Genomic DNA, 11,933 nt, shown 5'->3' with positions numbered 1-11,933 from the left:
AGAAAAGGGCTTGGGTATGGATTTTGATCTCACTGAAAAGCAGGAATATTGGCGCAACCGGGTGCGTGATCATATCGAGACTCACCTACGGCCCCGCATGGCGGATTTCCACAAGGAAGAATCCACTGGCGAGCGCTGGAAAGTTCTCCAGGTCGTCGAGGAAGAGAAGAAGAAGGCCAAGGAAGCCGGCATCTGGAACCTCTTCATGCCGCCAGCCAATCCCAATCTTACCCATATTGACGACGTCTTCGAATTCGAAGGTCCGGGCCTCACCAATCTCGAATATGCCCTGTGCGCCGAAGAAATGGGCCGCGTCGGTTTCTCTTCCGAAGTGTTCAACTGCTCGGCCCCCGATACCGGCAATATGGAAGTTTTCCATCGCTACGGCACTCTGGAACAGAAAGAACAATATCTGCGCCCCCTGATGAACGGCGAAATCCGCTCGGCCTTCCTGATGACCGAGCCAGCCGTTGCGTCATCCGACGCAACCAATATTGAAACCGCGATCGTCCGTGACGGCAATGAATATGTCATCAACGGTCGCAAATGGTGGTCTTCGGGTCTTGGCGATCCGCGCTGCAAAATCGCGATCGTCATGGGCAAAACCACGTTCGAGGGCAGCCGCTACACGCAGCAGTCCCAGATCCTCATGCCAACCGACGCACCGGGCGTAAACATCATCCGGCACCTGCCGGTCTTCGGTTATGACGATGCACCGCACGGTCATATGGAAGTCGAGATGAAGGACGTCCGGGTTCCGGCTGAAAACATCCTTCTCGGCGAAGGGCGCGGTTTTGAAATAGCGCAGGGTCGCCTTGGACCCGGTCGTATCCATCACTGCATGCGGACCATCGGTGTCGCCGAAGAAGCGCTCGAGAAAATGGTCAAGCGCCTGCAATCACGTGTCGCATTCGGCAAACGCCTTTCCGAACACAGCATTTGGGACGAGCGCGTCGCCCGGGCCCGGATCGATATCGACATGAGCCGTTTGCTCTGCCTGAAAGCGGCGGACATGATGGACAAGGTCGGTAATAAATATGCCAAGGCTGAAATTGCCATGATCAAGGTTCAGGCTCCTACCATGGCGCTGAAAATCATTGATGATGCGATTCAGGCCCATGGCGGCGGCGGCGTTTCCGACGATTTCGGACTTGCCCAAGCTTATGCCCATCAACGGACCCTGCGGCTTGCCGACGGTCCGGACGAAGTCCACAATCGCACGATCGCCAAGATGGAATATGGCAAATATGCCGAAACCGCAGACGGCAGCAAGATGAAGGACGAATTTTCTTCAGGTGATCTGGCTGTCACGCGCTAGGAGCAGATAATGAAAGCAGCAGTATTAGTCGAAGCGGGAAAACCGCTCGTCATCGAGGATGTCGTAATCTCCAAGCCGGGGCCGCATGAAGTGTTGATCCGGACGGCGGCCTGCGGGCTTTGCCATTCGGATCTGCATTTTATCGACGGCATCTATCCGCATCCGCTGCCCGCCATTCCGGGGCACGAAGCGGCGGGTATCGTCGAGGCGATCGGCAGCGAAGTCCGCACCGTCGCTGTCGGTGATGCCGTGGTAACCTGCCTGTCGGCCTTTTGCGGACATTGCGAATTTTGTGTGTCCGGCCGGATGTCTTTGTGCCTCGGTGCAGACACGCGGCGCGGTGCAGGCGAGGCACCGCGGATCACCCGCCCCGATGGATCAACCGTCGGGCAGATGCTCAATCTCTCGGCCTTTGCCGAACAGATGCTGATCCACGAACATGCCTGTGTGCGGATCGATCCGGACATGCCGCTCGATCGCGCTGCCGTTATCGGCTGTGCGGTGACCACCGGCGCGGGCACGATCTTCAACGCCTGCAAGTTGACGCCGGGTGAAACCGTTGTCGTCGTCGGCTGCGGTGGAGTCGGACTGGCGACAATCAACGCCGCCAAGATTGCGGGCGCCGGGCGGATCATTGCTGCGGACCCGATCAAGGAAAAACGCGATCTGGCGATCAAACTGGGCGCAACAGATGTTATCGACGCGATGGCTGATGATGCCGCGCAACAGATTGTCGAAATGACCAAAGGCGGCGTCGATCATGCGATTGAAGCGGTCGGTCGTCCGGCATCCGGCGATCTCGCGGTCGGCTCGCTGAAACGCGGCGGCACCGCGACCATCCTCGGCATGATGCCGCTCAGTCACAAAGTCGGCCTGAGCGCGATGGACCTGCTTTCGGGCAAGAAACTGCAAGGCGTGCTGATGGGCGAAAACCGGTTTCCGGTCGATATCCCTCGTCTGGTAGATTTCTATTTGCGCGGGCTTCTTGATTTAGACAGCATTGTCGCGGAGACCATTCCGCTAGAGCAGATCAACGAAGGTTTTGAGAAAATGAAAAAAGGTGATTCGGCGCGGTCCGTAATCACCTTTAGCTAAAGGAATAGGAACTTCCATGAACCCACAGGAAGACATGTCAGGCACGATGGAAGTGCCGGAAAAAGACAAGCTCAACGAAGCAAGTCTGGCGCGCTGGATGGAGTCCAATGTCGAAGGTTTTGTCGGCCCCTTGAGTCTGAGCAAATTCAAAGGCGGTCAATCCAATCCGACATACAAGATCGACACACCGACCACCTCCTATGTGTTGCGCAAGAAACCCTTCGGCAAACTCCTGCCTTCCGCCCATGCGGTGGACCGGGAGTTCCGGGTGATTGCCGGGCTCGACCCTACCGGTTTCCCGGTCGCCAAGCCTTATGGCCTGTGCGAAGATGACAGCGTGCTCGGCACGATGTTCTACGTCATGGGAATGGCCGACGGACGGACGTTCTGGGACGGCACCTTGCCCGACAGCAATCCGGAAGAGCGCCGCGCCATCTATTACGAGATGATCGACACGCTCGCCTTGCTGCACAGCTATGATCCGACCGAACTGGGACTGGAGAAGCACGGCAAGCCCGGCAATTATTGCGAGCGCCAGATTTCCCGCTGGACCCAGCAATATCGGCTTTCCGAAATGCAGGAAATTCCGGCGATGGACAGGCTGATAGAGTGGCTGACCAAAACCATCCCCGAGCAGAAAAGCTTCGGCATTGTCCATGGCGACTACCGGCTCGACAATATGATTTTTGCCCATGACGAACCCAAGGTTATTGCGGTTCTCGACTGGGAGCTTTCGACCCTCGGCGATCCGATAGCGGATTTCGCTTATTGGCTGATGGCCTATGAAATGGAGCCGGAAGGCCGCAGCGGCCTGAAGGGCGTGGATCTTGAACCTCTCGGCATCCCTTCCCGCGAAGAAGCCATTGCCCGCTATTGCGAAAAATCCGGCATGGCCGAGCTGCCGCCGATGGATTGGTATCTCGCCTATAATTTATTCCGGATTGCTGCTATTCTGCAGGGCATTCAGAAGCGGGTTGCCGATGGCACCGCCAATAGCGCCGCCGCGGCCGAAATGTCGGACCGGGTAACACCCTTGGCAGAAGCCGGATGGGAAGTCGCAAAACGCGCAGGAGCATAATATGGATCTCAAGGACAAAGTCGCGATCATCACCGGTGCCGGCAGCGGGATTGGCCGCGCTGCGGCTTTGCTCTTCGCTCAACATGGCGCCAAGGTTATCGCCAGCGACGTTACCGATGCAGTCGAGGACACCGCCAAGGGCTCCGAAGGCAATATCATCGCAATCAAGGCCGACGCCGGATCCGAAGGCGATGTCGAAATGCTGGTAGAAGCTGCGGAACAACGCTTTGGCGACCTGCATGTCTTCTTCGCCAACGCCGGTATCGGCGGCGGTTTTGAAGGGATATTCGACAGCAGCGTTGCCGAATGGCAGGAAGTTCTGCGGGTCAACCTGATCGGACCGTTTCTGGCCTGCAAATATGCCGGCAAGGTGATTGCAGAAAGCAAACATGGGGGCTCGATCATCTGTACCGCCAGCGTGGCTGGCATTCGGTCCGGTGCCGGTGGCCCCGCTTATTCGGCCTCCAAGGCCGGCGTCATCAATCTGGTGAAGGTTGCGTCCCAGCAATTTGCGACATCCAACGTCCGCTGCAATGCAATCTGCCCCGGTATCACCGAAACCGGCATGACCCAGTTCATCTATGACAAGGCCCGGGAGAAGGGCAAGGAAGACCGGCTCGGCTATCTGAACCCGCTACGCCGTGGCGCATCGCCTAGCGAAATGGCGGAAGTTGCACTGTTTCTGGCTTCCGACCGCTCGTCCTATGTCAACGGACAGGCCATTGCGGTTGACGGTGGCCTGAGCGCATCGCACCCGGTCACCCGTCAGGAATTCGGCCGGACTGCAGTATAGTTCGGGAAGCGGCTTATTGCGCAAACGCGAGATTGCCGTTCCCGACCTGAACAAAGTCGACACGGCCCTCGGTCGCGCCGCAGAGGAATGAACGCTCTTCGCTGTTCGACAATTCGCCTTCGACGCGCCAGCCGTCACCGTCGCGGGCGACAGATTCGATGGCGGACACGCGCGCATCGCGACCGGCTTGCCGTTCGGCGGCACTGGAACAAGCATTGATAGCCGATTCCATGTCACCGGTTCCCCGGTCATATCTGCTGTCGTCACGCCTATCGGCGCTCCGATCATCATAGCGCTGGTTTTCGCTGCGATAGTCGCGATCTTCATAGCGACGGTCTCGGCTATTATTGGACGCGGCGCTGGCGATAGCGGCTATGCCGCCGATCACCAATATGCCAGCCAATAGATCGCCACCGTCTATCCCGCCGCGATGACGATGTCCGCGATAACCGCGATTGCCACGATAACTGCGCCAGCCCTGAGCATTTTCATTGTCGGCACTCCAGCCGAGTGCTCCCGCCTCGATCGGCGTAGCGACGCTGGTTCCGGGGTACATCGGCGCTGCCATCGCCGGCGAGAAGCCGGTCAAAACCAACGCTGTCGAAGCTGCAAGAGCTGAAAATTTTGCCATTCTGGCCATAAGAAATACCCCGTATGATGCAGATTCCATAGTCCAAAACCTGCCATTGCCACAAACATAGTTGGTTCAGCCTGTCGCCAGGCTGAACCATTTTGTCTCGGTCAATAATGCACCAGGCTGTTAACGGCCGGCATATTTGAGGCCGCTGAACTGCACGTTGCTCACCCGGTTGCCTTCGATATAGCAAGTGAATTTGCCCTTGTCCGAATAGCTGTTCCGCTGATAACGGCCACGGTTCTGGTCGACCTGAATATTGCCCTTGATCCGGTAGCCGGAGCGGGTCCGGTCGACGTCACGGATATCGGTGACATTGGCCCGGCCACGACGGGTCGCTTCGTTTTCGGCTGCGCTTACACAGCGGTTCACGGCCTGACGCTGGTCGATCTGGCGATAATTATTGCCATAGCGCCCGTTATCATAGCGATCACCGCGATAATTCGCATCGCTATAGCCACGATTCTTGTTGCTCGAGCTCGCGATTGCCGCAATCGCGCCGATGATCGCGACACCGGCGATTACCTCGCCAGCGCTTGGTCCGCCATTGCGGCTGTCCTTGGCCATTGCGGGGGTTGCAGAAACGGCCATTGCAGCAGCAGTAGCGGTTCCGACAAGAGCCTTGTTTAACTTGTTCATGTCGACTGTCCTTTCACACTGCCCGAAACCTTTTCCCGAGCTTGCAAAGCCCTTTTAGGAGAGTCGGCTTGAGTGAAGGCTGAACTGGCCTGACAGGATTCGTTCATGTTAAAGGCTATTTTTATGAACAGCTATTTATCAAGCTGCAAACCGGTCGCGTGAGCCAGAAAGGCGTAGATGTCGGAATATTCCTCGATCACCTTGTCGGTCGGCTTGCCGCTGCCATGACCCGCACGCGTCTCGATACGAATGAGATGGGGCTTGTCGCCCGTATCCAGTGCCTGCAACCGTGCGGTATATTTGAAGCTGTGACCGGGAACGACGCGGTCATCGGTATCGGCGGTCGAGACAATCAAAGCCGGATAGTCGATCCCGCCTTTGATATTGTGATAAGGCGAGTAGGCGAGCTGGGTTCTGAAATCCTGCTCCTTGTTCGGATAGCCATAGTCATCCACCCAATAGCGTCCGGCGGTAAAGCGGTCGAAGCGGAGCATGTCCATCACCCCGACCGCAGCATGACCGGCGGTGAACAGATCGGGCCGCTGGTTCATGACCGCGCCGACCAGCAATCCGCCGTTGGACCGCCCTTCTATGGCCAGTCCGTTTTGCGAAGTGATACCGGTAGTGAGCAGATATTCGCCAGCGGCGATAAAATCGTCAAACACATTCTGCTTGTTCTGCAAGCGACCACCGTCGTGCCAATCCTTGCCATATTCGCCGCCGCCGCGAAGATTGGCCGAGGCAAACACGCCGCCTGCCTTGATCCACGCCATCCAGGCCGGCTTATATTGCGGCAATACCGAAATGTTGAAGCCGCCATAGCCGTAGAGCATGGTCGGCGCGCCTTCCGAGAGATCCTGCCCCTTCATGTGGACCAGGAACATCGGGATTTTCGTCCCGTCCTTGCTCTCGTAGAAGCGCTGACTCACTTCGACCGTGTCCGGATCAAATGGCAGCGACGGAGCGGCCCAGACGGTCGGTTCCAACGATGGCTCGTAACGGAACACCGTCGTCGGCCGGTTGAAGCTCTGAAAGGTGAAAAAGCCTTCGTCGCTCTTCATCGATCCGCTGAGGCTGCCCACCTGCCCCGGTCCGGGCAGGTCGAGCGTGCCGAGCGCCTCGCCGTCAAGATCGAAGACGGACAGCTGGCTCTTTGCGTCGACGAGATAGCTGACGACCAGCCGGTCACCGACGATCATTGCGCCATCGACGACCGCATCGCTTTCCGCAACCAGTTCGGTAAATTCCGGATTTTCCGCGCTCAGATCGGTTTTCACCACCCGCAGTCGCGGCGCATCCTTGTTGGTCACGAAATAGAGCGTGTCACCGGCGCCATCGATCAGTCGCCAGTCATTTTCGAATCCGCTGACCAGCTTGCGCGTTTCCAGCTTCGGCGCGTCCACCTTGACGAGGGTGATTTCATAGCGGTCATCCGTGCCGGAAGATGAGGTGATCACCACCCATTCCTTGTCCGAAGTCAGGTCCGCCACATGATTGAGTTCCGGCTGATCGGGCGTCGCGTAAACCTTCGTATCTTTTTCCTGATCGGTATCGATAAGATGCAGATAAACGGCGTGATTCTCGTTCAGAGACTGGAACGCCTCGCCTTTTTCCGGTTCCGGAAAGCGGGAATAGAGAAAGCCGAAATTCCGGGGCATCCACACCAGATCGGTGAACTTGGCCCATTCGACGGTGTCCGCCTTGACTTCGCCCGTTTTCACATCAAGCACTTTCAGGGTCCGCCAGTCGGAACCGCCATCCTGCACCGCATAAGCGAGCAGGCTGCCGTCACCGGACGGTTTCCACCCGGCCAGAGCGGTTGCCCCGTCGTCCGACCAGCCCGCCGGATCGATGAGAACGCGTTCTTCGCCATCGGCACCATCGCGGACATAGAGCACCGCCTGGTTCTGGCCGCCGCTCTTGCGCTCGTAGAAATATTTGCCGCCGGCTTCGACCGGAATGCCGAGATCGTCGTAATCGAACAATTCCTTCATCGATTGCGCAAGACTGTCGCGGCCAGGCAGCGTTTCGAGATAGGCATCGGTGACCGTATTCTGTGCCTTCACCCAGTCCGCAACCTCGGGATCCTCGCGAACGTCATTCTCGAGCCAGCGATAGGGATCGGAGATATATTCGCCAAATTGCTCGTCAATGACATCAACAGTCTTTGTTTCCGGGTAGGTCAGCGGGTTTTCCTTATTTTCGTGATCCGCGGCAAGCGCGGGAGAAGTGGCGACCAAACCGATGGCCAATGTCAAAATCGTCAGACTGCGCATATTCACCCCGGACAAAAGAAAAGAGGCCGCAAGCTTATCGCTCACGGCCTCTCATATCAATTGAAACTGTATCCTGGATGAAGGACTTAAGCGTCTTCGTATTCATCCTGAACGCTCTGGTCCGGACCGGAGTCCTGACCCTTTGCGTCGACATCGCGGTCAACCAGCTCGATAATCGCCATAGGCGCAGCATCGGAAGCACGGAAACCGGCGCGAATGATGCGGGTATAACCGCCACTGCGTTCGGCATAACGGTCGGCCAGAACTTCGAAAAGTTTCTTTTCCTGGGTTTCATCCATCAAACGCGCATGCGCGAGACGACGGTTGGACAAGCCACCTCTTTTGCCGAGCGTGATCAGCTTTTCGACAACCGGGCGCAATTCTTTCGCCTTTGGTACAGTCGTCATGATCTGCTCATGCTTGATCAGTGCAGCCGCGAGGTTCTTAAGCAGAGCCTGACGGTGGGCACCGGTCCGCTGCATCCGGCGGCCCTTCATTCTATGACGCATAGTTAGTTCCTTCGTTCGTTATGGGGCCGTATGAGGTACCCCGCAGCAGGTTGACTTATGGAGCAACCCATCACCCATATCCGTTAGTCCTGAGCCTGTCGAAGGACGCTTTTCGTCCGATAGGCGTGGTTCGACAAGCTCACCACTAACGATAATTTATTTAACCGAGCAGCTCTTGTTCAAGCTTCTTGGCCATTTCTTCGATATTTTCAGGCGGCCATCCAGGAATGTCCATGCCGAGACGCAGACCCATGCTGGAAAGAACTTCCTTGATTTCGTTCAAAGATTTGCGGCCAAAATTTGGCGTACGCAGCATTTCGGCTTCGGTCTTCTGCACGAGATCGCCAATATAGATGATATTGTCGTTCTTGAGGCAGTTGGCGGAGCGAACGCTGAGTTCCAGTTCGTCGACCTTCTTGAGAAGATAGCGGTTGAGCTGGTTGGCATCGCTTTCTGCCTGGCTCTGCTGAGCGGCCATGCCGATCGGCGAAGACACCTGTTCCAGAGCTTCTTCGAAATGCACGAAAAGCTGCAACTGGTCCTGCAAAATGCGGGCTGCATAAGCAATCGCATCTTCCGGGCTAACCGTACCATCGGTTTCGATGGTGAGGTTCAGCTTGTCAAAATCGAGTTCCTGACCAACGCGGGCATTGTCGACTTTATACGAAACCTGACGGACCGGCGAATAGAGCGAGTCGATCGGGATCAAGCCGATTGGTGCGTCTGCCGGACGGTTGGCGATTGCCGGAACATAGCCCTTACCGACGTTGACGGTCAGTTCCATGTTCAGCGTAGCGCCTTCGTCGAGATGGCAGATGATCATTTCAGGGTTCATGATTTCGATATCGCCGGAGACAGCGATGTCGCCAGCCTTCACTTCACCAGGACCGGTTGCGGAAAGCTGCAAGCGCTTGGCTTCTTCGCTCTCCATCTTCAGAGCGATCTGCTTGACGTTCAGAACGATGTCGGTCACATCTTCACGCACGCCGGGAAGCGAGGAAAATTCATGCAGAGCGTTTTCGATCTTGATCGACGTTACCGCTGCACCCTGAAGCGACGACAGAAGCACGCGGCGTAGCGCGTTACCCATCGTCAGGCCAAAACCGCGTTCCAGAGGTTCAGCAACAAAAGTTGCCTTACGCTTCGGGTCACCGCCGGGCTTGATGTCGAGGACGTTGGGCTTCTTCAGTTCTTGCCAGTTCTTCATATTGACAGTCATGGACTTCCCCTAATGTTCAAAGAGCGGGTTTGGACGTCGTTTCCGCTCTGAATGGTAAAATGTGAGACCGGCCAGATGCCTGCCTCAAAAGCTCAAGCGGTGTTAGACGCGGCGTCTTTTTGATGGACGAACGCCATTATGCGGTATCGGTGTAACGTCACGGATCGAAGTGATCGTGAAGCCAACAGCCTGAAGCGCACGAAGAGCCGATTCACGACCGGAGCCGGGGCCTTTCACTTCGACTTCAAGCGTACGCACACCGTGGTCGGCCGCTTTTTTGCCTGCGTCTTCCGCTGCAACCTGAGCTGCATATGGTGTCGATTTACGAGAGCCCTTAAAGCCCATCATGCCTGCAGAAGACCAGCTTATCGCGTTGCCCTGTGCATCGGTGATGGTGACCATCGTGTTGTTAAAAGTGGCGTTGACGTGCGCTACGCCTGCCGAAATGTTTTTGCGCGCGCTCTTCTTTATGCGCTGCGGTTCGCGTGCCATGTGATCAATTCCTACCTAATATCTTGAAAATACTTATCCAGAGACAAGTCTTATTTCTTTTTGCCAGCAATCGCCTTGGGCTTGCCTTTACGGGTGCGCGCATTGGTATGCGTACGCTGTCCGCGAACTGGCAGGCCTTTACGGTGACGCAGGCCGCGATAGCAGGCCAGATCCATCAAACGCTTGATGTTCATTGCAACTTCACGCCGCAAATCGCCTTCAACCGTATGTTCGGCATCAATCGTTTCACGAATGTGCAAGATTTCCTGATCGGTAAGGTCCTGAACCCGACGGGCCGGATCGATCTTCAATTTTTCAACAATTTCAGCCGCAGCCGTGCGTCCGATACCGTGAATGTAGGTAAGCGCAATGATTACGCGCTTGTTAGTGGGGATATTTACCCCAGCAATACGTGCCAATATATTTCTCCATGCTCCACAAGGACCGATTCGCCGGACCTTATCTCATCGCCAAGTCGTTAAAAACACACCCGAAACGCACAAAACCAGCGGACGCACGAAGGGCGCTGCCGGTTGTGTTGGATTTCGAATAAATGTGAAGTAGGGCGAGTCGGTGTCGCTGTCAACTGTGGAATCGCCTGAGAATCAGCTATTCCTGCCTGCATAAGCCCTTAGTCCCATTGTCTGAAAGACAATAATATTAATAAACCGATGACATATCGCGGATCGGCCCATCTGCGCAGTTTGGCCAAGGCCACTATGCCCCTCCCCCGCCAAGCGCCACCGCTTTGTTCGCGCTTCGCTTTAACGCCGAAATGCAGTAGCATTTCCTGCATATCAACGAGGGGCCTTTTTTGACCAATAGAAACAAATATGATCTGTTCGAAATAGCCGGACAGACGATCGCTCCCGGGAAAATCGGTGACGTCGCGATCCCTATCAGCGATCTCTCCGCGGGCATGCAGGCCAATATGCAAGTGCGCGTCTTTCACGGAAAGCGCACCGGCCCTACGATCTTTGTCAGTGCGGCGATCCACGGCGATGAAATCATCGGCACGGAAATCATCCGCCGGGTGATGAAGAAACTCCATCCAAGCCGCATGTCCGGGACGGTGATATTCGTGCCGGTGGTCAATATGTTCGGGTTCATCACCCACAGCCGCTACCTGCCCGACCGCCGCGATCTCAACCGGTCTTTCCCGGGAACCGAAAAAGGCTCGCTGGCATCACAGCTGGCCAATATCTTCTCGACCGAGATCATCGACCATTGCTCTCTGGGCATCGATATCCACAGCGCCGCCCAGCACCGCTATAACCTGCCGCAGATCCGGATCGCGGCCGGCAATCCCGAGCTCAAGGAACTGGCGCTCGAATTCGGGCCGCCGGTTGTCATAGAGGCGGAATTGCGCCCCGGTTCGCTGCGCGCACTCGCACGGGAAGCCGGCGTCGACATGTTGCTGATGGAAGCCGGCGAAGCGCTGCGGTTCGACGAGTTCTCGGTACTGACCGGAGTCAACGGCATCTTGCGGGTGCTGAAAAAGCTCGAGATGATCGACACCAAGCGGCTCGGCAAGCGCGGCCCCCCCCCCGCCCAGGCAACCCGCACGGTCTGGCTGCGCTCGACCAGAGGCGGGATTTGCCGCCTGATTTCACCCTCCGGCAGTAAAGTGCACAAGGGCGATACCGTGGCCTGCATCAGCGATATTTTCGGCGATGGCGAAGAAGCGATCCTCTCCCCGGTCGACGGCATCGTTATCGGCCACAGCAATCTTCCAGTCGTCAATCAGGGTGACGCTTTGCTCCACATCGCCGAAGTCAGGATCTTCCATACGGTGGGCGAACGGCTGGAGCAGATCGAGGGTGCAATCACCAGCAACCAGCTGCTCGACGAGGACGAGGTTATTTAGCCCGCCGTCCGCG

The 11,933-nt window shown here is 56.7% G+C and carries 12 protein-coding genes; 5 read left to right on the top strand and 7 right to left on the bottom strand.

Going from position 1 to position 11,933, the window contains the following annotated elements; genetic code table 11:
- Nucleotides 1-16 precede the first annotated feature (16 nt).
- The 4 genes from AACZ86_RS09930 to AACZ86_RS09915 are packed head-to-tail and all read left to right on the top strand — an operon-like array spanning nucleotide 17 to nucleotide 4,284.
- On the top strand, nucleotides 17-1,318 hold the full coding sequence (locus AACZ86_RS09930) for an acyl-CoA dehydrogenase family protein (RefSeq protein WP_339691972.1): 1,302 nt from the start codon (nucleotides 17-19) through the stop codon (nucleotides 1,316-1,318).
- Nucleotides 1,319-1,327: 9 nt separating this feature from the next.
- On the top strand, nucleotides 1,328-2,413 hold the full coding sequence (locus tag AACZ86_RS09925; protein WP_339691970.1) for a Zn-dependent alcohol dehydrogenase: 1,086 nt from the start codon (nucleotides 1,328-1,330) through the stop codon (nucleotides 2,411-2,413).
- 16 nt (nucleotides 2,414-2,429) lie between these two features.
- Nucleotides 2,430-3,491, top strand: a complete 1,062-nt coding sequence (locus AACZ86_RS09920; protein ID WP_339691967.1) for a phosphotransferase family protein — start codon at nucleotides 2,430-2,432, stop codon at nucleotides 3,489-3,491.
- A 1-nt stretch (nucleotide 3,492) separates the two neighbouring features.
- Nucleotides 3,493-4,284 (top strand): SDR family oxidoreductase, encoded by a 792-nt coding sequence (locus tag AACZ86_RS09915; protein ID WP_339691966.1) that lies wholly within the window; start codon nucleotides 3,493-3,495, stop codon nucleotides 4,282-4,284.
- A gap of 13 nt (nucleotides 4,285-4,297) precedes the next feature.
- Here AACZ86_RS09915 and AACZ86_RS09910 read toward each other — a convergent pair whose 3' ends face one another.
- The 7 genes from AACZ86_RS09910 to rpsM all read right to left on the bottom strand — a co-directional run bounded on the left by AACZ86_RS09910 (nucleotide 4,298) and on the right by rpsM (nucleotide 10,472).
- Entirely contained in the window at nucleotides 4,298-4,915 is a 618-nt protein-coding gene (locus AACZ86_RS09910; protein WP_339691964.1) for a hypothetical protein, read from the bottom strand.
- Nucleotides 4,916-5,044: 129 nt separating this feature from the next.
- Nucleotides 5,045-5,557 (bottom strand): hypothetical protein, encoded by a 513-nt coding sequence (locus AACZ86_RS09905; RefSeq protein ID WP_339691962.1) that lies wholly within the window; start codon nucleotides 5,555-5,557, stop codon nucleotides 5,045-5,047.
- Between the two features lie 131 nt (nucleotides 5,558-5,688).
- The gene (locus AACZ86_RS09900) at nucleotides 5,689-7,833 is read right to left on the bottom strand and encodes a prolyl oligopeptidase family serine peptidase (protein ID WP_339692046.1); all 2,145 of its coding nucleotides are present in this window, start codon (nucleotides 7,831-7,833) and stop codon (nucleotides 5,689-5,691) included.
- 86 nt (nucleotides 7,834-7,919) lie between these two features.
- Complete coding sequence (gene rplQ / locus AACZ86_RS09895) at nucleotides 7,920-8,342, bottom strand: 50S ribosomal protein L17 (RefSeq protein ID WP_339691960.1); 423 nt, start codon at nucleotides 8,340-8,342, stop codon at nucleotides 7,920-7,922.
- A 160-nt stretch (nucleotides 8,343-8,502) separates the two neighbouring features.
- Nucleotides 8,503-9,561: a DNA-directed RNA polymerase subunit alpha gene (locus AACZ86_RS09890; RefSeq protein WP_339691958.1), complete on the bottom strand. Its 1,059-nt coding sequence runs from the start codon at nucleotides 9,559-9,561 to the stop codon at nucleotides 8,503-8,505.
- A 102-nt stretch (nucleotides 9,562-9,663) separates the two neighbouring features.
- A complete protein-coding gene (gene rpsK / locus AACZ86_RS09885; RefSeq protein WP_067198370.1) occupies nucleotides 9,664-10,053 on the bottom strand; it encodes a 30S ribosomal protein S11 in 390 nt (129 codons plus the stop codon).
- A 50-nt stretch (nucleotides 10,054-10,103) separates the two neighbouring features.
- Nucleotides 10,104-10,472, bottom strand: a complete 369-nt coding sequence (gene rpsM / locus AACZ86_RS09880; protein WP_339691954.1) for a 30S ribosomal protein S13 — start codon at nucleotides 10,470-10,472, stop codon at nucleotides 10,104-10,106.
- Between the two features lie 395 nt (nucleotides 10,473-10,867).
- Between rpsM and AACZ86_RS09875 the strand changes: the two genes are divergently transcribed.
- Nucleotides 10,868-11,920, top strand: a complete 1,053-nt coding sequence (locus AACZ86_RS09875) for a succinylglutamate desuccinylase/aspartoacylase family protein (protein WP_339691952.1) — start codon at nucleotides 10,868-10,870, stop codon at nucleotides 11,918-11,920.
- Nucleotides 11,921-11,933: the final 13 nt, after the last annotated feature.

Origin of the sequence: uncultured Parasphingorhabdus sp., assembly GCF_963975735.1 — a bacterium.
Lineage (GTDB): Bacteria > Pseudomonadota > Alphaproteobacteria > Sphingomonadales > Sphingomonadaceae > Parasphingorhabdus.
This window is presented reverse-complemented; position numbering and strand designations above follow the sequence as displayed.